General features: G+C 73.4%; 15 protein-coding genes. 3 read left to right on the top strand and 12 right to left on the bottom strand.

Going from position 1 to position 21,945, the window contains the following annotated elements:
• Positions 1-10: 10 nt before the first annotated feature.
• From NP075_RS03315 to NP075_RS03300, 4 genes are all read right to left on the bottom strand, one after another.
• Complete coding sequence (locus NP075_RS03315) at positions 11-751, bottom strand: phosphoglyceromutase (protein WP_227566479.1); 741 nt, start codon at positions 749-751, stop codon at positions 11-13.
• Between the two features lie 150 nt (positions 752-901).
• Positions 902-2,242, bottom strand: coding sequence for a glycosyltransferase (locus tag NP075_RS03310; RefSeq protein WP_227566478.1), 1,341 nt, complete (start codon positions 2,240-2,242; stop codon positions 902-904).
• A gap of 76 nt (positions 2,243-2,318) precedes the next feature.
• The gene (locus NP075_RS03305) at positions 2,319-2,825 is read right to left on the bottom strand and encodes a pyridoxamine 5'-phosphate oxidase family protein (protein ID WP_227566477.1); all 507 of its coding nucleotides are present in this window, start codon (positions 2,823-2,825) and stop codon (positions 2,319-2,321) included.
• A gap of 64 nt (positions 2,826-2,889) precedes the next feature.
• Positions 2,890-3,393 (bottom strand): DUF2867 domain-containing protein, encoded by a 504-nt coding sequence (locus NP075_RS03300; RefSeq protein ID WP_227566476.1) that lies wholly within the window; start codon positions 3,391-3,393, stop codon positions 2,890-2,892.
• 51 nt (positions 3,394-3,444) lie between these two features.
• Between NP075_RS03300 and NP075_RS03295 the strand changes: the two genes are divergently transcribed.
• A complete protein-coding gene (locus tag NP075_RS03295) occupies positions 3,445-4,005 on the top strand; it encodes a TetR/AcrR family transcriptional regulator (protein ID WP_227566475.1) in 561 nt (186 codons plus the stop codon).
• A 7-nt stretch (positions 4,006-4,012) separates the two neighbouring features.
• On the opposite strand, the gene NP075_RS03290 is transcribed toward NP075_RS03295, so the two are convergent.
• Both NP075_RS03290 and NP075_RS03285 read right to left on the bottom strand, forming a co-directional pair.
• Complete coding sequence (locus NP075_RS03290; protein WP_227566474.1) at positions 4,013-5,095, bottom strand: lactonase family protein; 1,083 nt, start codon at positions 5,093-5,095, stop codon at positions 4,013-4,015.
• A gap of 83 nt (positions 5,096-5,178) precedes the next feature.
• Entirely contained in the window at positions 5,179-6,525 is a 1,347-nt protein-coding gene (locus NP075_RS03285; protein ID WP_227566473.1) for an ROK family transcriptional regulator, read from the bottom strand.
• Between the two features lie 100 nt (positions 6,526-6,625).
• On the opposite strand from NP075_RS03285, the gene xylA reads away from it, so the two are divergent.
• Both xylA and xylB read left to right on the top strand, forming a co-directional pair.
• Entirely contained in the window at positions 6,626-7,816 is a 1,191-nt protein-coding gene (gene xylA / locus NP075_RS03280) for a xylose isomerase (RefSeq protein ID WP_227566472.1), read from the top strand.
• A gap of 143 nt (positions 7,817-7,959) precedes the next feature.
• Positions 7,960-9,399: a xylulokinase gene (gene xylB / locus NP075_RS03275; protein WP_227566471.1), complete on the top strand. Its 1,440-nt coding sequence runs from the start codon at positions 7,960-7,962 to the stop codon at positions 9,397-9,399.
• 275 nt (positions 9,400-9,674) lie between these two features.
• Here the strand turns inward: xylB and NP075_RS03270 are convergent, their stop codons facing one another.
• The 6 genes from NP075_RS03270 to NP075_RS03245 form a co-directional block, all read right to left on the bottom strand.
• Positions 9,675-10,022, bottom strand: a complete 348-nt coding sequence (locus tag NP075_RS03270; RefSeq protein WP_227566470.1) for a histone-like nucleoid-structuring protein Lsr2 — start codon at positions 10,020-10,022, stop codon at positions 9,675-9,677.
• Positions 10,023-10,105: 83 nt separating this feature from the next.
• Positions 10,106-10,270 (bottom strand): hypothetical protein, encoded by a 165-nt coding sequence (locus tag NP075_RS03265; protein ID WP_227566469.1) that lies wholly within the window; start codon positions 10,268-10,270, stop codon positions 10,106-10,108.
• A gap of 22 nt (positions 10,271-10,292) precedes the next feature.
• A complete protein-coding gene (gene lysS, locus NP075_RS03260; protein WP_227566495.1) occupies positions 10,293-11,759 on the bottom strand; it encodes a lysine--tRNA ligase in 1,467 nt (488 codons plus the stop codon).
• Between the two features lie 90 nt (positions 11,760-11,849).
• Positions 11,850-12,827 carry a carboxylating nicotinate-nucleotide diphosphorylase gene (gene nadC / locus NP075_RS03255; protein WP_227566494.1) on the bottom strand — a complete coding sequence of 326 codons (978 nt, stop codon included), beginning with the start codon at positions 12,825-12,827 and terminating at the stop codon, positions 11,850-11,852.
• Positions 12,828-13,032: 205 nt separating this feature from the next.
• Entirely contained in the window at positions 13,033-16,737 is a 3,705-nt protein-coding gene (locus NP075_RS03250) for an endo-1,4-beta-xylanase (protein ID WP_227566468.1), read from the bottom strand.
• 262 nt (positions 16,738-16,999) lie between these two features.
• Positions 17,000-21,781, bottom strand: a complete 4,782-nt coding sequence (locus tag NP075_RS03245) for an endo-1,4-beta-xylanase (protein WP_227566465.1) — start codon at positions 21,779-21,781, stop codon at positions 17,000-17,002.
• Positions 21,782-21,945 lie beyond the last annotated feature (164 nt).

The following is a 21,945-nucleotide window of genomic DNA, read 5'->3' as shown; positions in this document are numbered from 1 at the left end:
GCGGGTCGGGTCAGCGACCCTGGTTCGCGACCGCCGCGATCGCGGCCTTGGCGGCCTCGGGGTCGAGGTACGTGCCACCGGCCGTGACCGGCTTCAGCGTCTCCTCGTCCAGCTCGTAGAGCAGCGGGATGCCGGTGGGGATGTTGATGCCGGCGATGGTCTGCTCGTCGATGTCGTCGAGGTACTTGACGATCGAGCGGATCGAGTTGCCGTGCGCGGCGACGAGCACCGTCTTGCCGGCCTTCAGGTCGGGCACGATCTCCGCGTCCCAGTACGGCAGCGCGCGGTCGAGGACCTGCGCGAGGGCCTCCGTGCGCGGGATCGGCTCGCCCGCGTAGCGCGGGTCCGCGTCCTGCGAGTACTCGGAGCCCAGCTCGATCTCGGGCGGCGGGACGTCGTACGAGCGGCGCCAGAGCATGAACTGCTCCTCGCCGTACTGCTCGAGCGTCTCCTTCTTGTTCTTGCCCTGCAGCGCGCCGTAGTGGCGCTCGTTGAGGCGCCACGACCGCTTCACGGGGATCCAGTGGCGGTCCGCGGCGTCGAGCGCGAGGTTCGCGGTCGTGATCGCGCGGCGCAGCAGCGAGGTGTGCACGACGTCCGGGAGCACGCCGGCGTCCGTCATCAGACGGCCTCCGCGCTTCGCCTCCTCGATCCCCTTCTCGGACAGCGGGACGTCCACCCAGCCGGTGAACAGGTTCTTGGCGTTCCACTCGCTCTCGCCGTGGCGGAGCAGCACGAGGGTGTAGGTCATGCCTCCATCCTGCCGCAGCCCCCGGGTACCCGCAGGGACGTCCGTCCCCCGGTCCCCACCCCCGGTGGTGAGAGAGCGATCCAGCCCTGCCCCCAGTCGTGAGAGAGCGATCCAGTCACGCCCGACCTCGGGGGTGAGAGAGCGATCCGGTCACGCACCGTGCCGCGGCTCGGCCGCGATCGCGTACACCTTGAGCACCTGGTCCGCCGCGGTGGACCAGGCGTAGCGCTCGGCCACCTGCCGCGCGCCGACGGCCCACCGGGCGCGACGGGCGTCGTCCGCGAGCGCGTCGGCGATCGCGTCGGCCCACACGTGCGGGTCGTGGCCCTGCACGAGCCGCCCCGAGACCCCGTCGTCGACGACCGTGCGCAGCCCGCCGACGGCCGCCGCGAGCACCGGGGTGCCGCTGGCCTGCGCCTCGACGGCGACCAGGCCGAACGACTCCGACCGCGAGGGCATCGCGACGAGGTCCGCGGCGCGGTACCACCGGGCGAGCTCGTCGCGCGGTGCCGGTGGCCGCACCAGGACGTCGTCGTCGACGCCGAGCGTCACGGCCAGCGCGCGCAGCTCACGCACCGCCGTCGGACGCCCCGACGGACCGCCGAGCACCGCGAGCAGCGGCACGGGACGCCCGCTCGCGCGCAGCTCACCCAGCGCCCGCACCAGCACGTCCGGCGCCTTGAGCGGCTGCACGCGGCCCGCGAACAGCACGACGGGCCGGTCCACGGGCAGGCCGAGGCGGCGGCGCGCGTCCTCCTGCGCGCCGGGACCGCCGGGGCGGAAACGCTCGAGGTCGACGCCGGGCTCCACGACGTGCACGCGGGCGGGGTCGGCGCCGTACAGGTCGACCAGCTCGGCCGCCTCGACGGGTGTGGAGGCGACGAGCGCGTCGGCGTCGGCGACGACCTGCTCCTCCCCCACGATGCGCACGCTCGGCTCGGCGGCGTCGCCCGGGCCGAGGTTCGTGTTCTTGACCTTCGCGAGCGTGTGGGCCGTGTGCACGAGCGGCACCTCCCACCGCTGCGCGGCGATCGCACCGACCTGGCCCGACAGCCAGTAGTGCGAGTGGACGACGTCGTACCAGCCGGGGCGGCGTGCGGCCTCGGACCGCAGGACGCCCGCCGCCATGCCGCACAGCACGCCCGGCAGGTCGTTCTTGTCGAGCGCCTCGAACGGTCCGGCGGGGATGTGGTGGACGAGCACCGGCGGGGTCACGCCCGGGGGCACGTCGTCCGCCAGCAGCACGTCGCGGGACGCGGCGGCGGACAGCGGGCGCCCGGACGCGTCGGTCCCGTCGAGCACCACGGTCTCCGGCAGGTCGGAGCGCGTCGCGCGCGTGAAGACCTCGACGCGCGCACCACGGGCCGCCAGCGCGTGCGCGAGCTCCAGGACGTACACGTTCATGCCGCCGGCGTCGCCCGTGCCCGGCTGGTCGAGCGGGGAGGTGTGCACCGAGAGCATGGCGACGCGCGGCGCTCGGTCGGTGGTCACGCCCTATTGTCGCCTGGTTGCCCGGGCCCGCCGCCACCGGAAGGCGACGAGGTTCGACGGGTGCGGGCGGGCCGCCTCAGCCGCGCGCGACCGGGACGCGCCCGCGGGCGCGCTGCGTGTCCATCATCGCCTTCAGGGACACCCCGACGCCGTACGTCACGAAGTCACCGTGGGGCGTCAGCCGGACCATCACGGTCCCGGCCTCGGCCGCCTTCCCCACGTCCTGGCCGAGCAGGAGGCGGCGGCGCACCTTGTCCGGGGCCTCGTCGACGGTCAGCACCTGGGCGGTGGCGCGGCAGGTGATCGTCGCGGGCGGGATCGGCGCGACGAGCGCCAGCACGCCGCCGCGTCGCACCGGCACCGTGAGCGACACCTCGGGCTGGTGGCGCAGGTGGTCGACCTTCCAGTCGGTCGCGGTCGCGGCGAACCAGACGTCGTCGCCGTCGACGGCCGGGCTGACGCCGACGCTGCGTCCCTCGCCGCGCCGGTTGACCATGGCGACGACGAGGAACGGCTGGCGGGCGAGCGTCCGCCACACCTGCTCGGACGTCACGGGCGTCGGGGCGTCGTGCGGGCGGGACATGGGCCTCCTCGACGGTGCGGCGTACGACGGCCGTACGGCTGCCGGGCGCGACGCTACCCCGGCGTCACGGGGCCGCCGACCGCCGCAGGGCCGAGCGCACCATCGCGCGCGTCACCACCGGGTGCGCGAGTCGGACGGGGCCGAAGTACACGCGGCCGCGCACGCCGTGCAGCCGGACCGCGGTGACGACGCGCAGCAGGCCACGGTCGGCGTCCACGCCCACGCCGACGCGGAAGTCCAGGTGACGGTCGTCGAAGGCGAGCAGGGCCTCCTCACCCTGCACCTCCCGCACGGCGAACGTGTCACGAGGGGCGGGTGCCAGCCCCAGGAGGCGCACCGCGACCTGACGCAGGAGGAGCAGGGCGAGCACCCAGCGCGGGCCGTGGCGCACGTCGAACACGGCTCGGGCCCACACCGCGGGGGCGGTGGCGGCGCCGGGAGGCAGGGGCGTGACGAGGACGTCGCAGTAGTCGGGTCGCGGCAGGTCGCGCAGCGCGAGCGAGACGAAGGTGGGAGCGGCGTCGGCGCTCGTCGTGGCGGACGCGGTGACGGGCGGCGGATCGGTCACGGGCGACTCCGTACGGTGGCGTATGGTCAACCGTACGGTAGCGTACGGTCGGTGCCGCCGTCACCCCGCCCCCGCGTCACGCGCGACCAGTGGGTCGACGCCGCCACCACCGCGTTCCGCAGCGACGGACTGGCCGGCGTACGCGTCGAGGCGCTCGCCCGCACGCTCGGCGTCACCAAGGGCTCCTTCTACTGGCACTTCGACGACCGCCGCGCGCTCGTCGACGCCGTGGTCGAGCGGTGGGAGGCCGAGCAGACCGAGGAGGTCATCGCCCGCACCGCCGACGACGGCGACGCGCACGCACGGCTCCACGCCCTCTTCGCCGAGGTCGCCGCACGCGGGCCCCGACGCGGCGGGGAACGGCGCCTCTACCTGGAGGCCGCCGCCGAAGGCGTCCAGGACGCGGTCCGCCGGGTGACCGCACGCCGCGTCGAGCACGTCACCGGCCTGCTCACCGAGCTCGGCATCCCGGCCGACGTCGCCCACCGCCGCGCGGTGATCTCCCTCGCCGCGGCCGTCGGCGCCGACCAGCTCGCGGACACCCTGCCGGCCGGTGACGATCGGCACGCGCTCGTCGCGACGGCCCTCGAGATGGCGCTCAGCCCGGCCTGAGCACCGGTCAGCGCGGCGCGACCGGCACGACGCACGCGGGCGAGCGCACCTCGACGCGCGACACCTGCGCACCGTGGGGGTCGTGCACGACGACCGCGTGCGCGTCCTGCAGGGCGACGACCGTCCAGCCGTGGACGACCTCGAGGTGCCGGGGCGTCGGGCCGCCGAGCGGCTGCGTGCGCGGGTCGCCGAGCGAGCCGTCGGCGTGCACGTCGAAGACGCTGAGGACGTCCGGACCCCGCAGGCCCAGCGCGCGCACGCCCAGGACCAGCCGGTCGCCGTCGAGCAGGACGTGCGACGGCGAGCGGCGCACGCCGTCGCCGGACGCCTCCCCGGGGACGGCCGGCACCCGCTGCACCGCGGTGCCCGTGGCGGTGGCGGCGTCCCACAGCAGCACGTGGACGCTCGCGTCGAGCTCACCGGCGACGTACAGGCGCGAGCCGTCGGACGCGAACACGACGTGCCGCGGCCCCGTCCCGGGGCCCAGCGTCGCGGCGAGGCCGTCCGGCGTGAGCAGGCCGTCCTCGCCGCGCGCGTAGCGGCGCAGCTCGTCGGTGCCGAGATCGGCGACGACGACGTGACGGCCGTCCGGCGTGAGGGCGACGAAGTGCGCGTGCGGGCCTTCCTGCCGGTCGACGTCCGGGCCGGCGCCGGTGTGGCCGAACGCCTGCGCGGGCCGCCCGGACGCGACGACGTCGGGGGCGAACGCGCCGTCGGGCGTCAGCGGCACGACGCCGAGCACGCCGTCGACGTAGTTGGCGACGTACAGCGCGTCGTCGACCACCAGCAGGTGGCACGGCCCGGACCCGCCCGACGCGACGACGGCGCGCGCGGTCAGCCCGCCGTCGTCGTCGACCTCGAACGCGGTGAGCGTCCCGGGCTCGCTCTCGCCCGCCGCGTACAGCCAGCGCCCCGACGGGTGCGTCGCGACGAACGTCGGCGCGGGGGTCTCGACGACGAACCGCGGCGCCCCCAGCGCACCGGTCGTCTCGTCGAGGTCGACGCGCCACACGCCCTCGCCGAGCCCGGCCTGCGTGCCGATGCCGGCGCGCGGGAAGGTGCCGATCCACAGGGGTGTCGTCGCGCTCACGGGCCGACCCTACGCAGCCGTCGACGCCCCCGCGTGGTCGCCGCCCCGGACGCGCCGCGGTCCACCCGTCGCGACGGTCGGGGTCAGGCCGTCGTGGTGGCGAACCACGGGGTCGGGTCCGCCACCACCGTGCGCAGCACCGCCAGCGCCCCGCCCGTCATCGCCGGGTAGTCGCCCGCCGCGGCGCGCGTCACCGACGGCGACGACCAGTCCGCGAAGATCACGCGGTCGGCCAGCGCGTCGCGGACGACGTCCTGGACGTCCTCGAAGACCAGGCCGAACGTGCCGCCCAGGACGACCTGGCTGACGTCGACGACGTTGGCCACGGTCGCCACCGCGAGCCCGAGCCACCGCGCGGCGCCCCGGACGGCGTCGCGGGCGCGCGCGTCCCCGGCGTCCAGCGCGGCGACGACGTCCGCGAACGGCGCCCCGGCCGGCAGGCCCGCGGCCCGGGCGATCGCGTCCTGACCGGCGTGCTGCTCCAGGGACACGGGCCGCGTCCCGCCCGCTCCCCCGTCGACGACGACGTGGCCGATCTCCCCGCTCCAGCCGTGCCGGCCGAGGAAGATCTCGCCGTCGAGGACGAGCGCGCCACCGACACCGACCTCGCCCGACACGTACAGGAACGACGGCGCGACGGCGGCGCGGCGCGCGTGCGCCTCGGCACGGGCGGCGAGGTTCGCCTCGTTGGCGACGCGCGGCGGCAGGTCCGCGAGGACGGGGTGCGCGGCCAGGCGGGCGACGACGTCGACGTCGCGCCAGCCGAGGTTCGGCGCGTACCGCAGCGGGCCGGTGATCCGGTCGACGAGGCCGGGCAGGGCGAGCGCGGTGCCCGCGACGCGGACGCCGTCGGCAGCGAGCGCGGCGAGCACCGGCGCGGCGAGCATCGCGAGCCGGTCGAGGACCGCGTCGGGGTCGCTGCCCCGCAGGTCCACGTGCTCGACCGCCTCGACCAGCACGCCGCCCGCGAGGTCGACGGCCCGCAGGCCCAGGTAGTCGACATTGACCTCCATACCGACGCCGGCCACGCGGCCCGGCGTCGGGGCCAGCGGCACCGCGGGCCGTCCGGCACGCGCCACGACGACCGGGTCGAGCTCACGCACCAGTCCGGCCTCGATGAGCACGTCGACCAGCCCGGTGACGGTGCCACGAGCCAGGCCGGTGGCGGCGGCGATCTGCGCGCGGGAGGGAGGGGTCCTCGCGTCGACGACCTGGGCGAGCGCCACCGAGAGGTTGTGCCTGCGCATCTGCGCCTGCCGAGCGGCCCGTGAGGGGTCGGGCACGCGTTCGGCGGCACGTCCCTCACGCGTCCGGGGGGCGCCTGCCAGGGCGTCGGGCAGACGCGTCAGGGCGGCGGGGCGAGGGGTCGCGAAGCCCTGCGGTGCGACGTCGCGCAGGGCGTCGTCCGGCGCGTCGTCCTGCCTCGGCATGGCTTGACCCTAGCGACTCCGCGGGATAAATTCATCCCGAGAACAAAATCCGGTCGCTCGACAGCCGTGCGCCCGGTCCCCCCTCGACGCGGAGGCCTCCATGGTTCGCAAGCCCACCCCTGACGACAAGTTCTCCTTCGGTCTCTGGACCGTCGGATGGAACGCCCAGGACCCGTTCGGCGCCGCCACCCGCCCGTGGCTCGACCCGGTCGAGTCCGTGCACAAGCTCGCCGAGCTCGGCGCCGCGCACGTGACCTTCCACGACGACGACGTGGTGCCCTTCGGCTCCTCGGACGCCGAGCGCGAGAAGATCCTCGACCGCTTCCGCGGCGCGCTGGCCGAGACCGGCATCACGGTCGAGATGGTGACGACCAACACGTTCACGCACCCGATCTTCAAGGACGGCGCGTTCACCTCGAACGACCGCCGCGTGCGCCGCTACGCGCTGCGCAAGATCCTGCGCAACGTCGACCTGGCCGCGTCGCTGGACGCCGACACGTTCGTCATGTGGGGCGGCCGCGAGGGCGCCGAGTACGACTCCGCCAAGGACCTGTACGCCGCGCACCAGGCGTACGCGGACGGCATCGACACCGTCGCCGCGTACATCAAGGAGAAGGGCTACGGCCTGCGCATCGCGATCGAGCCGAAGCCCAACGAGCCCCGCGGCGACATCCTGCTCCCGACGATCGGGCACGCGCTCGGCCTCATCGCCAAGCTCGAGCACGGCGACATCGTCGGCCTCAACCCGGAGACGGGCCACGAGCAGATGGCCGGCCTGAACTACACGACGGGCCTCGCGCAGGCGCTGTGGGCGGACAAGCTCTTCCACATCGACCTCAACGGCCAGCGTGGCATCAAGTACGACCAGGACCTGGTCTTCGGCCACGGCGACCTGTTCTCCGCGTTCGCGACGGTCGACCTCGTCGAGAACGGCTTCCCCAGCGGCGGCCCCAAGTACGACGGCCCGATCCACTTCGACTACAAGCCCTCGCGCACCGAGGACTTCGACGGCGTGTGGGCCTCGGCCGCCGCCAACATGTCGACGTACATCCTGCTCAAGGAGCGGGCGCAGGCGTTCCGCGCCGACCCCGAGGTCCAGGAGGCCATGGAGGCCGCCGGTGTCTTCGAGCTCGCGAAGCCCACGCTGAACGAGGGCGAGTCGCTCGCCGACTTCCTCGCGGACCGTTCCGCGTTCGAGGACTTCGACGTCGAGGGCGTGGCCAAGCACGGCTACGGCTTCGTGCGCCTCAACCAGCTCGCGGTCGAGCACGCCATGGGCGCGCGCGGCTGACCAGCAGCACCTGACGCCCGGGGAGCCTCGCGCTCCCCGGGCGTCGCCCGTCCCGGCACCCGACGTCCGAGCGGCCCGGCGCGATCCCCTCTCGGACACCCCACGCCCGGCAGTCCGGGCACCTCGGCAAGGGAGCACACGCGATGACGCTCGTGGCAGGTGTGGACTCGTCCACGCAGTCGTGCAAGGTGGTCGTGCGCGACGCGCAGACCGGTGAGCTGGTCCGGCAGGGCCGGGCCAGGCACCCGGAGGGCACCGAGGTGCATCCGCACCACTGGTGGGACGCGCTGCAGGCGGCCATCGCGGACGCCGGCGGCCTCGACGACGTCGAGGCGATCTCCGTCGGCGGGCAGCAGCACGGCATGGTCGTGCTCGACGCCGACGGCGAGGTCGTCCGCGAGGCGCTGCTGTGGAACGACACGCGCTCCGCGCAGGCGGCGCGTGACCTGATCTCCGAGCTCGGCGACGGCGACGTCACGGTCGGCGCGCAGGCCTGGGCCGACGCGATCGGCTCGGTGCCCGTCGCGTCGCTGACGATCACCAAGCTGCGCTGGCTGCGCGACGCGGAGCCGGAGAACGCCGCGCGCGTCGCCGCCGTGGCGCTCCCCCACGACTGGCTGACGTGGAAGCTCGCCGGCGGCATGGCCGAGGTCGGGTTCGACGGGCTCATCACCGACCGGTCCGACGCGTCGGGCACGGGCTACTGGTCGCCGTTCACCGAGGACTACCGCACGGACCTGCTCGAGATGGCGCTCGGCAGCGTGCCGCGCCTGCCGCGCGTGCTCGCCGCCAACGAGGCGGGCCCCGTCGCGCCTGCGTTCGCGAAGAAGCCGGTGCTGGGCCCGGGCGCCGGTGACAACGCCGCCGCCGCGCTCGCGCTCGGCCTGCTGCCGGGTGACGTCGCGGTGTCGCTCGGCACGTCGGGCGTGGTGTCGGCGATCTCGGCCGCGCCCATCGCGGACGGCACCGGGCTGGTCACCGGGTTCGCCGACGCGACCGGCTCGTACCTGCCGCTCGCGGTCACGCTCAACGCCTCGCGCGTGCTCGACGCGGCGTGCCGGATGCTCGGCGTCGACCACCCGGGACTCTCGGAGCTCGCGCTGTCCGCCCCGGCGGGCGCCGACGGCCTCGTGCACGTCCCCTACCTCGAGGGCGAGCGCACGCCGAACAAGCCGATGTCCACCGGCGCCCTGCACGGCATGCGCCTGGCCAACACGACGCCCGCGCACGTCGCGCGCGCCGCGGTCGAGGGCATGCTCTGCTCGCTCGCAGACGGCATCGACGCGATGCGCGCCGTGGGCGTGCCCGTCGAGCGCGTGTTCCTCATCGGTGGCGGCGCGCAGTCCGAGGCCGTGCGCCGGATCATCCCGTCGATCATGGGCGTGGACGTGCAGGTGCCGACTCCCGGCGAGTACGTCGCCGACGGTGCCGCGCGGCAGGCCGCGTGGGTCCTCTCCGGCCAGGACGCGCCGCCGTCGTGGTCGGCGTCCTCCGACGCCGAGGTCATGACGGGCGAGCCGACGCCCGTCGTGCGCGAGCAGTACGCCGCCGCCCGCGACCTCACGGTCGACCGCCCCGCCTGACACGCTGACGAAGGGGCCGCACCCGGTGGGTGCGGCCCCTTTCGTCACGTCCCGGAGGGCGGGGGGTGACTGGATTGCTCTCTCACGCCCGGGGGGGTCTTCGGGGTGGGGTGGGTTCCCCTCTCCAGGGGTGAGAGTGCCATCCAGTTCGGGACAGGAGGCGAGAGTGCGATCCAGTCGGGACGGCGTCCCGGGGACGGCGAAGGGGCCGGCACCTTGCGGTGCCGGCCCCTCCGGTGCGTCACGTCCCCCCGAACGCGACGCGGCATCGACGCTCAGTGAGCGTCGTCGTACGCCTTCTTGACCTCCGCGGAGATGCGACCCCGCTCGGAGACCTGGTACCCGTTGGCCTTCGCCCACTCGCGGATCTCCTGCGCCTCGTTCGAGCGCGCGGTGCGCGTCGACGACGAGGACGAGGAGCGAGCGGAGGAGCGAGCGGCCGAGCGGCCACTGACCTTGCGGGCGTTCGCGACCCACTGGGCGAACGCGTCACGCAGCTTGGCGGCGTTCTCGGACGTGAGGTCGATCTCGTACGTCACGCCGTCGAGACCGAACGTCACGGTCTCGTCCGCCGTCCCACCGTCGACGTCGTCGACGAGCAGGACCTGCACCTTCTGTGCCATGGAATGCTCCCGGGCATGGGGAAATTGCTGACTCGCACACTGTCCCACCCGAGTTTGTACCCGTCAAACGGGTACCGACATTCTCAGGGTTCGGTGGGACCAGGTCGATCGTTATCCCCGTCCATGCGCGCGAGCGCCTGACGCTCCGACCGGTCGGCGTTGATGATCGCGCGCATCGCGAACCAGAAGATCAGCCCGACGCCGACCGACGGCAGCAAGGCCGCGAGAACTGCGCCCCACCCGTTCATGAGCCCTCCACCTTTGACATCGTCAGACCTGCGGCTTCACGAGCGGAAAGGGAATCGTGTCACGGATGCCATGACCCGTCATCGCGATGAGCAGCCGGTCGACACCCATCCCCATGCCCCCCGACGGGGGCATCGCGTGCTCCATCGCGGCGAGGAAGTCCTCGTCGATCCGCATGGCCTCGTCGTCGCCCCGCGCGGCGAGCAGGGCCTGCGCCTCGAACCGCTCGCGCTGCACGACGGGGTCGACGAGCTCGGAGTACGCGGTGGCCAGCTCCATGCCGCGCACGTACAGGTCCCACTTCTCCACCAGGCCGCGCTCGGTGCGGTGGTCGCGCGTCAGGGGCGACGTCTCGACCGGGAAGTCGCGCACGAACGTCGGCGCCCACAGCGTCGAGCCGACGTGGTGCTCCCACAGCTCCTCGACCATCTTGCCGTGGTTGCGCTGCGCGGGGGCGAGCTCGATCTCGGCGTCCGCCAGCAGCGACAGCAGCTTCTCGTCCGACGTGTCGTGGGTGATCTGCTCGCCCAACGCCTCGGACAGCGACCCGTACATCGTCAGGGACGTCCACTGCCCGCCCAGGTCGTACTCGGTGCCGTCCGCGAGCGTCACGACCGTCGTGCCGAGCGCGTCCACGGCCGCGGTCTGCACGAGGTCCTGCGTGAGGGCCGCCATGGTGTCGTAGTCGCCGTAGGCCTCGTACGCCTCGAGCATCGCGAACTCCGGGGAATGCGTGGAGTCCACGCCCTCGTTGCGGAAGTTCCGGTTGATCTCGAAGACCTTCTCGACGCCGCCGACCGCCGCCCGCTTGAGGAACAGCTCGGGTGCGATCCGCAGGTAGAGGTCCATGTCGAAAGCATTCATGTGCGTCTCGAACTGCCGCGCGGCGGCACCTTCGGGACGGACCTGCAGCATCGGGGTCTCGAGCTCCAGGAACCCGCGCCGGTAGAAGTTCTCGCGCAGCGAGCGCACGACGGCGGCGCGCAGCCGCACCATCTCGCGTGCGCCCGGGCGCACGATCAGGTCGACGTAGCGCTGCCGGACCCGCGCCTCCTCGGACATCTCGGTGCCCTCGTACAGGTTCGGCAGCGGGCGGATGGCCTTGGCCGCCATGCGCCACTCGTCCGCCATGACGCTCAGCTCACCGCGGCGCGAGGCGATGACCCGCCCGTGGACGAAGACGTGGTCACCGAGGTCGACGTCGGCCTTGAACGCGGCCAGCGCGTCGGCGCCGACCTCCTTCTCGCTGAGCATCGCCTGCAGGCGGGTCCCGGCACCGTCCTGCAGCGTCGCGAACGCGAGCCTGCCGGTGTTGCGGAGGAACACCACACGCCCCGCGACGCCCACGACGTCGTCCGTCTCCGTGCCCGGCTCGAGCTCGGGGTACGCCTCGCGCACCTGCGCGATCGTGTGGGTGCGCGGCACCGACACCGGGTACGCCTCGACGCCCGCCTCGAGCAGCCGCTCGCGCTTGGCCTTGCGGACCCGCATCTGCTCGGGGACGTCGTCCACGGCGGGTGTCGTGGTGTCGGCGTCCGGCGTCGGGGCGGCAGGCTCGGTGGGTGCGGTCACCGGACGATTCTACGGGCGCGGCACCTGCTCCTCGGCGGTCACGGACGTGACGGTGGGCTCCTCGGACCGGGCGCCGGACGGCGCCGCCACGGACCGCGGGTCGAGGTCCAGCGCGACGTCGAGGATCGGCGACGAGTGCGTCAGCGCGCCCACCGACAGGTAGTCGACCCCGGTGAGTGCGACCTCGCGCGCCCGGTCGAGCGCCAGGTTGCCGGTGGCCTCGAGGTCGACGTGCCCCGTCGCGCCCTCGCGCGCCCGCACCCGCGCGACCGTCGCGGCCAGCGTGCCGGTGTCCATGTTGTCGAGCAGCAGGAAGTCGGCCCCGGCGTCGAGCGCCTCGTCGGCCTGCTCGGGCCGGTCGACCTCCACCTGGATCGCGACGTCGGCGAACCGCTCGCGCACCGCGCGCACGGCGGCGGCCACCGAACCGGCGGCGACCACGTGGTTGTCCTTCACCATGGCGACGTCGAACAGACCCATGCGCTTGTTGGTCCCGCCGCCGCACCGCACGGCGTACTTCTCGAGCGCGCGCAGTCCGGGCGTCGTCTTGCGGGTGTCGAGCACCCGCGCCCCCGTGCCCGTGAGCGCCTGCGTCCAGCGGTGCGTGTGGGTCGCGACGCCCGACGCGCGGGACACCAGGTTCAGGAGGGTGCGCTCGGCGACGAGCAGCACGTGCGTCGGCCCGGCGAGCGTGGCCAGCACGGCCCCCGCGTCGACGACGGACCCGTCGGCGACGTGCCACGTGACCTCGACGCGCGGCAGGCCGAGCCGGTCGGCGACCTGGTCGAGCACCTCGGGGACGGCGACGAGCCCGGCGACCGCGCCCGCCTCGCGCGCGACGACGTCGGCACACCCACGGGCGTGCGCGTCGACGGTGGACTGGGTCGTGACGTCGCGCCCCGGGGCCGGCCCGAGGTCCTCGTCCAGGGCGACGGCGACGAGGCGCGTGAGCGCGAGCGGCTCGGGGCCGGAATCCCCCGCGAGCAGAGGGGAGGCGACACCCGCCTGCGGGGCGGTCTCGTCCACGGGCGGCGGTGCGGTGGTCACGGCGCAACGGTAGCGGTGCCGGCCGGCCCGACCGGCACCGGGCGCGGGCATGACGGAGCCCCGTCGGCTGTCGGGGGGGATCAGCCGACGGGGCCCGTCGTGCGCCGGGATGAGGTGACGTGTCACCCCGGCCCGCTGCTGCGGGTCAGCGCCGCAGCAGCGTCTGGCGCACCCCCTCGAGCGTCATCCCGCGGTGCCGGGCCACGACCAGCGCGACACCGGCGAGGATGACGAGGAGCGCCAGGCCTGCGAGGCCGAGGCCGGCACCGGTGACGGCCAGGCCGCCCCCGGCTCCGACACCCGTGCCAGTCCCAGTTCCGGCTGCGGCTCCGGCTCCCGTGCCGGACCCGGCGCCGGGCGCCGCCGCGAGGACGGTGAGCACGGCGTCGGCCAGGACCGCGCCGTCGACCGAGCCGCTCACGAGGTACGTGCCCGCTGCCGTCGCCGCCGGCACGGTGACGGTGGTGACGGCCGTGCCGCCCGCACCGACCGTGACGGTCCCGAGGAGCGTCGTGCCCTCCGGGGCCACCGCCGCGCCGGGACCGCCGACCGCACCGGTGGCGGTGACGCCGGCACCGAGCGCGATCGCCACCTGCGCGCCCGGCTCGAAGCCCGCGAGGGTCACCTGCAGGTCCTCGCCGGCGCGCACCTGCCCGTCGCCGAGCGTGATGCTCGGCTGGGCCGGCTCGACCGGGCCGTCGACGAGCTTGGCGACACCCCACCGCGCGGTGGACTGGTACCCCTGGCTCGTCGGGTCGGCCCAGTTGGTGGTGCCGATCCGCCCGCCACCGGTCGCGTCGTTGACCTGGAAGTCCGCGCCGTGCACGGTGCCGTCGCCGCCGAGGCCGAGCATGTCGATGGCGACCTCCACGACGTACCCGGTGCCGGTCGTGCTCGTGGCCGTCCGGACGCGGTCGGCCTGCTCGGCCGGCCCCGTGCCGAAGGACACGGCGTTGTCGGCGCCGACGCGCAGCTGCATGTCGGTCGGCAGGTAGGTGCCGTTCTTGGCGTTGCCCAGGTCGAGGTAGATCTCGACCGAGTCCTGCTCCCACGGGTCGGTCGCCGTGCTGTCGACGTCGGCGTCGGTCACGTCCGCGAGCACGTAGAGGGTGTCCGTGTCCCACATGGTGCGGACCTCGGCGGTCGCCGTGCCCGTACCGGAGACCTGCTTGCCGGTGACGATCGACGGCACGCCGGTCCACACCTCGTCCACCGCACCGTCGACGTCGGGGAGGTCCGCGCCGGCGTAGGTGACCTCGACGTACGAGAGCGGCTCGATGAGCGAGAGCGAGCCCGCGCTCCCCGACCAGGACGTGACGTCCTCACCCTGGACGACACCCAGGTTGAACGCGAGCACGTCGCCGACCTCGGCGCCGTCGAGCGGTGCCCGCAGCACGACCCGCAGGCCGTCGCCGTGCTCCGCCCAGACGCTCGGCAGGTCGCCCTCGCCCTCGCGCGGCACGTCGTACGTCGTCCCGCCGACCGTGACGCGCAGCGCGTCGGTGGCCGCCGGGACCTCGGCCAGGACGGTCAGGGCGTCCGGCGTCCAGCGGGTCTGCAGACCGCCCGCCACGCCGTCCTCGCCGATCGGCTCGAGCGGCAGCTGCGCCCACTCGGGGGCGTCCGCCGCCGCGTCGTCGACGGCGACCTCGCCGCCGAAGGACTCGGCCGACGCGATCCGTCCGGGCAGGTCGAGACCCGCCGCGCCGTAGTAGGCCGCCTTGGCCTGCAGGCGGTCGTCGAAGAGCAGCGGCGCGCCGTTGTCCACGACCCAGCTGCGGAAGTCGTACAGACCCCACACCGTGACCGAGAACAGCGAGTCCGCCTTGGCGCGGAACAGGTCGAACGCGTCGCGGTAGTAGTAACCCTGGTCGATGAGCCTCGCCTCCGTCACGGGCGTGCCCGTGGCGACGTCGAGCTCGGTGACGGCCTGCAGGAGGTCCGGGGCGCCGTCGCCGTCGCGGTCGATCGCCTCGAACCGCTCGAGCGCGGTCTGCAGCGCGGCGACCGGCGTGGTCAGGCTGACGTGGAACTGGTGGCCGACCCCGTCGACCGGCACGCCGCGCGACAGCAGCCGCTCGACGAGCGCGACGTACCGGTCCTGCTTGGCCGGGGACTCGGTGCCGTAGTCGTTGATGAACAGCGTCACAGGCCGGGAGTCGCCGGGCACGGCGAACTCGTCGTTGAAGGCCTCGTCCGCGTAGCGGAACGCCAGGTCGACGAACTCCTCGCCCAGCACGTTGAACCACTGCGAGCGCCGCATGCCGTCGGGGTTCTCGCCGCCGTCGGCGATGACCTCGTTGACGACGTCCCACGCGACGAGCGGGTTGGTGTCCGAGCCGAAGAGCCCGTACTCGTCGGACAGCGCCTCGGCGACCGAGAAGATGTGCTCACGCATGCGTGCGCTGAGGGTCGCCCGGTCCTCGGTGCTCGACGTGAGCAGCTCGCCGTCGTCCCCGTAGAACATCCAGCCCGGGGTGGTCGGGATGCCGTCGTCGTTCGCGTCGACCTGACCCGGGTTCTGGCCGTGCCAGACGAGCACGTGCCCGTAGACCCGCAGGTCCTCGGCCACGGCGGTGTCCATGAGCGTGCGGGCGACCGGGTTCATGCGGAACGACCGGTCGTCGGCGTACCAGGCGTACGGCTTCATGTGGTTCTCGGCCGTGATCTGGTCGAAGTGCAGCGTCGTGAGCTCCCCCGGTGAGCCGGCGGTCTCGCGGTCGTCGATCGCGACGCCCACGGGGAACGGCACGGTGTCCTTCAGCGGCGTGAGGTCCTGGACGTCGAGCTCGGGGCTCGCCAGCCGGATGTCGTCGAGCAGGAACGTCGACGTGTCCCCCGCGGCGCCGCTGGCGTACGGCGTCTCGAAGTACACCTCGGCCGACGTGCCGAAGGTCGGCATCGTGAAGGTGCCCTCGACCCGCGTCCAGTCGGTCGTCACGGCGGACGTCGCGATGTTGCCGTAGGTGCTGACGCCGTCGGTCACCGTGTGCACGCTGAGCACGATGTCGCCCGGCTCGTCGTCGAACCGGACCCACGCCTCGTACTCGTACTGCTGACCGGCCGTCAGGACGTCGGTGACGTCGTACAGCAGGCCCTGGCCCTGGCTCACGCGGTCGCTCACGCGCACCGCGTGGTCGCCGCCGTGGGCACCGGTGTCGACGACCTCGACGGTCGCGGGGCCCTCGGCCGTCGCGCGCGGGGCCCAGCCCTGCAGCGTGCCGTCCTCGAAGTCGAACGTCGCGTCGACGTCGGCAGCCGGCGGCGGGGGCGCGTCGGGTGCGACCACGGTCACGAGGAGGTCGTCGACGAGGTACGTGTACGGCTCGCTCGGCTCCCCCTCGGCCGGCGCGGGAGTCGAGGACAGGTGCGACGTCCCGAGGTACACGCTGCGCGGCGCGGCGTCCGCGGCCGTCCAGGTGCCGGTGACGGTCGTCCACGTCTCGGCGTTGATCGTGGTGGGGCCGATCCACGTGTACTCGGGCTTCACGACGAAGCGGATGTCGGCCGTGCCCGCGGTGCCGGCGGGCAGCTTCGCCCGCATCGAGAACGTGTAGGTGGCCCCCGCGACCGTCGTGAGCGAGGGCGACTCGATGCCGCCGAAGTCCTGGGTCCGGTTCGCGATCTCCAGGGCGGTGCTGCCGTCGACGTCGACGTAGCGGGGGGTGACGTCGCCGCTGGTGGTCCAGGCGCCCATCGACTCGTCGTCGAAGTCGATGTCGTAGACCACCTCCGGCGCGGCGGCCGCCGCGGCGGAACCGGCGGCCACGAGGGGTGCCGCGAGGAGGGCGAAGGCCGCCATCCCGACACCGATAGTTTCGAGCACCTTGCGGTGCCGGTTCTGACTCATGGACGCTCCCTTGCGCGCAGAAAGTCTCATTCGCTCGCCCACCGTATGCGGCGAACTGCGCAAAGGCCAGGGGGCCGCGGAGTGCTCGCCCGGATGGTTGCAGAATCGAGATCGAGAAGTTTCGAGATCCACCTCTTCAGGCGAGAACGTCCGGTTCCTCCGGAAAGGGCGCGACCCCGCCGGCTGTCGGGGGGGAACAGCCGGCGGGGCCCGGGGAGGGTCGGGGTGAGGTCGTGCCCTCACCCCGACCGGGGCAGGGAGGTCATCGCCAGACGACCACCGGGAGCGCCAGGCGGCTCGTGGTGGTGCCCGCCGCGTTGGACAGCTCCACGGTGTACCTGTAGATCCCCTTGGCGCGGCCGGTGATCCGCGTCCCCGCGTGCTGCGGGTGGCGACCGTTCGGCGTCAGCGTCTGGGTGTCGACCAGGACACCGTTCTCGTAGAGCCTGTACGTGTCGGCGTTGGTGCCCCACCACATGTGCATCGAGACGGTGTAGGTCCCGTTGCCGTCCCAGTTGTCGTGCACGACCACGGGCATCCCCGGGTTCGCGGCGACGACCCGCACCACCAGGGGCCGGCTCGTCGTCTCGCCGTGCTGGTTGGTCGCGACGACCTCGTAGGAGTAGGAGCCGTTGGCCCGGCCCGTGACCTCGAAGGTCGCGGTCTGGGCGCCCGGGGTCGCGTCGACGACGCGCTGCGTGGCGATCGGCGTGCCGTTCTCGAGGAGGGTCAGGGTGTGGGCGTTCTGCCCCCACCACACCGACGACCTCACCGTGAACGAGCCGTCGCCGTCCCAGTTGTCGTGCGAGAGCAGCGGCCTGGCCGGCACCCCCGTGGCCGGGCCGGACGGCGGCTCGGCGGCCACGAGCTGCCCGACGCCCCACCGGGCGTTCGACTGGTAGCCGAGGCCCGTGGGGTCCGCCCAGTTGGTGATGCCCAGGCGGGCACCGGCCGACGCGTCGTTGACCTGGAAGTCCAGGCCGTGGAAGGTGCCGAGCCCACCCTCGTCGAGCAGGTCGACCGAGAGCTCGACGAGGTAGCCCTCGTCGGTGCGCGTGGTCGCCGACTCGACGCGTGCGCGCTGCGCCGCCTCGTCCCCGGTACCGAACGAGACCACGTTCTCCGCCGAGATGCGGATCTGCGTGTCCTCGGCCCGGTACGCGCCGTTCTTGTAGTTGCCCGCGTCGACGTAGATCTCCACGGAGTCCTGGATCCACGGGTCGGATCCCGTGACGTCGATGTCCGGGTCGGCGATCTCGGCGAGCACGTACAGCGTGTCGTCCGACCACAGGGTCCGGAACTCGCCGACGGCCGTGCCCGTGCCGGACACCTGCTTGGCCGACGTCACCGCCTCCGCGTCGGCCCACACGTCGTCGACGTCACCGTCGACCGTGGGTGCCGCCGTCGCCTGCCCGACCTCGAGGTAGGACAGCTCCTCGACGAGGGTCAGCGTGCCGGTCGCGCCGGCGTTCGCCCACCCCGTGACGTCGTCACCGTCGACGATCCGCAGGTCGAACGGCAGCGTGCCGCCGACCGCCGCCCCGTCCAGCGGCACGTGCACGACGGCACGCCAGCCGCCCGTCCGGTCGGCGTCGACGCCGTCGACGTCGCCCGACCCGTCACGGGCGTAGGTGAACGTGGTGTCGCCCACCTGCACCTCGACGGCATCGGCGTCGCCCTCGACGTCCACGAGCACCGTGAGCGTGTCCGCGGTCCAGCGCAGCTGGAAGGCACCGGCCTCGCCGACGTCGTGCAGGCGGAGCTGCTGCCACTCGACGGCGGACGTGGCGTCCTCGTCGAGCGCGACCTGGCCGCCGAACACGGTGGCGGTGCGGACGCGGTCCGGCAGGTCCTGGTCGGCCGCGCCGTAGTACGCGGGCTTGGCCTGCAGGTCGTCGTTGAACAGCAGCGGTGCGCCGTTGTCGTTGACCCAGCTGCGGCCGTCGTTGAGGCCCCACACGGTCACCGAGAACAGCGAGTCGGCGTGCGACCGGAAGATGTCGAACGCGTCGCGGTAGAAGTAGCCCTGGTCGATGAGCTTGGCGTCGGTCACCGGGGTGCCGGTGGCGACGTCGAGCTCGGTGACGGCCTGGACCACGTCGAGCGCCTCGAACCTCGTGATGGCGGCCTCCAGCGCGGAGACCGGGAGCGACAGGCTGACGTGGAACTGGTGGCCCACGCCGTCGACCGGCACCCCGCGGGCGAGCAGCCGCTCGACCAGCGCGTAGTAGCGGTCCTGCTTGCCGGACTGCTCGGTGTTGTAGTCGTTGATGAACAGCGCCACCGGACGGTCGGTGCCGGGCGCGGCGTACTCCTCGTTGAACGCCTCGTCGGCGAACTGGAACGCGAGGTCGATGAAGTCCTCGCCGAGGATGCGGAACCACTCGGAGCGCCGCAGGCCGTCGGGGTTCTCGGCCCCGTCGGACACGACCTCGTTGACGACGTCCCACGCCACGAGCGGGTTCGTGTCCGACCCGAACGGGCCGTAGGTGCCCGCGAGGTTCCCGGCGATGTCGAAGATGTGCGTGCGCAGACGCTCACGCAGCACGGCCTGACCGGCGTCGTCCGCCGTCAGCGGCTGCCCGGCGTCGTCCTGGAAGAACCACTCCGGCGTCTGGCTGTGCCACACGAGCACGTGGCCGTAGACCCGCATGTCGTGGGCCGCGGCCGAGTCCATCAGGGCCGTCGCCTCGGGGTGGATCCGGAAGGCGCCCTCGGCGTCGTACCAGGCCTCGGGCTTCATGTGGTTCTCGGCCGTGATCTGGTTGAAGTGCCGCTGCGTGAGCGTGCCCGGGTCGCCCTGGGTCTCGCGGCTGTCGATCGCGACGCCCATCGGGAACGGCACGGTGTCCTTGAGCGGCGTGATGTCCTCGATCGTCGCGGGCGGCGGCGTGCGGAACACGACGTCGTCGACGAGGAAGGTCGACGTGTTGCCCGGGTTGCCGCTGTCCCACGCGGTCTCGAAGTACACCTCGGCGGCCGTCTCGTACGCCGGCAGGGAGAACCTGCCGGTGACGCGGGTCCACTCCTCGGTGACCCCGGTGATCGTGACCAGGTTGCCGTAGGTGCTCGTCCCGCCGGCCTCCGTGCGCACGCTGAGCGTCATGTCACCCGGCGTTCCCGCGAACCGGACCCACGCCTCGAACTCGTACGTCGTCCCCGCGGCCAGCAGCCCGGTGACGTCGTACTGCAGGCCCTGGCCCTGGTGCACGCGGTCGGACACCTGCGCGGCGTACGTCGAGTCGTGCCCGCCCTCGACCACGGCGACCGTGGCGGCGCCGTCCTCGGTGGCGCGCGGCTCCCAGCCCTGCAGCGTGCCGTCCTCGAAGTCGAAGGTGAGGTTGGTGCCCGCGTCGTCGGCGCCGCCCTGCGGCAGCGTGAACGTCCAGCCGTCGGCGAGGCGCTCGGTGACCACCGTGCGCGTGGCCGCCACCGAGGCGGCGCGGTCCCCGCCGCCGTCGTGCACCAGCACGATGCGGCCCGGCTGCATCGCGGCGCGCAGGTTGGCGGTCAGGACCGCCTCGTCCTGGGTCTCCCAGTCCGAGATCGTGTTGGTCACGGCGAGCGGCTGCATGCCGAGCGCGACGGCGACCGGGATGGTCTGGCCCCACGAGCCGTTGGGCGCGCGGAAGTACGGGACCTTCGCGTCCGGGTCGCCGAGCGCCTCGCGGATGATCGCGAGGTTGGCCTTGAGGTCGGTCTCGACCTGCGCCTTGGTCATGGCGCCCATGTCGGCCCAGCCGGTGCTGTGGTTGCACAGCGTGTGGCCCTCGGAGACGATCCGGCGCAGCATGTCCGCGCCACCGGGCGCGGTGACCTGCGAGCCGATGACGCAGAACGTCGCGGGCAGGTCGTTCTCCGCGAGGAAGTCCAGCAGCTCGGCCGTGTCCTCGCCGTTCGGGCCGTCGTCGAACGTCAGCGCGGCGACGTCACCGGTGCCGCGTGCGGCGACGACCGGGGTGCTGGTCGGGTTCACCGCACCACCCGGCACGAAGCCGTCGAGGTCGGGCTCCCAGTCGTCCGTCGGCGTCCGGCTGGTGATGACCACGTCGTCGACGAGGAAGCTCGTCGTCGCACCGGCGGCCTCGAGGTACAGGTCACCGCCGGTCACGGCGTCACCGCGCGTGTACGTGCCGGTGAGCTGGACCCACTCCTGGTCCGTCACCTCCACCGCGGGCGCGACCTGCGTGTACGCCTCGGGGACCTCGGCGACCGTCATCTTGATCGTGTCGGCCTCCTGGCCCGCTGCCAGCCTGACCCACGCGGAGACGGTGGACGTCGAGCCCGCCGGCAGCAGGGACGCGATGGGCGTGGCCGCACCGTGCCAGGTGTCCGTCCGGCCGCTGACGAGCATGGCGCCCTCGCCGCCGTGCGCGGCGTCCGTGGTGCGCTCGACGGTCGCCGTGCCGCGCCCGACCCACGGCGCGACGCCGGACTCGAAGTCGCTGCTCAGGACGGTGACGTCCTCGCCGCCGGCGGCCGCGCGCGTGACCTCGACGTCGTCGACGAGGTAGGTGTACGACGTGGGCTCGGGAGACGTGCCGGTCACCAGGTCCGCCGTGCCGAGGTAGACCTTGCGGGTCACGTCCTCGGTCGGGGTGTACGTCCCGGAGACGGTGCTCCAGCCGTCGGCGTCGATCGGCGTGTCGCCGATCCAGGTGTAGTCCTGGTCGACCACGAAGCGGATGGCGCTGGTGCCGGCCGCACCCTCGGGCAGGCGTGCGCGCATCGAGAACGTGTAGGTGACACCCGCCTCGTACGTGACCTCGGGCGACGTGATGCCGAAGTAGTCGGCGGACCGGTCCGCGACCTCCAGCGCCTTGCCGCCGTCGGCGTCGACGTCGACGTAGCCCAGGCTGACGCCGTCGCCGCTGGGTGTCCACGTGCCGATCGACTCGTCGTCGAAGTCCAGGCCGAGGACGGTCTCGGGCTCCACGGCGCCGGCGGCACCGCCGGCGACCACGAGGGACGTCGCGACGAGGGCGACCGCCGTCGCACCGATCCCGATAGTTTCGAGCACCCGGGGGTGCCTGGTTCGACGCATTGACGCTCCCTTGCGCACAGAAGTCCGAACTCGCCACCCCACCGTACGCCGCAAACTGGGCATCCGACCAGACACCGGACGGGTGCACCTGACACACCGCCGACACCGCCGTCGAAAAGTATCGCGCCCGTCGCGGGCGGTGCCCGCCGCGCACGAAGGAGCCC

Origin of the sequence: Cellulomonas wangsupingiae (assembly GCF_024508275.1) — a bacterium.
Lineage (GTDB): Bacteria > Actinomycetota > Actinomycetes > Actinomycetales > Cellulomonadaceae > Cellulomonas > Cellulomonas wangsupingiae.
The sequence above is the reverse complement of the archived record's forward strand: the minus strand, read 5'-3'. Positions and strand labels throughout refer to the sequence as shown.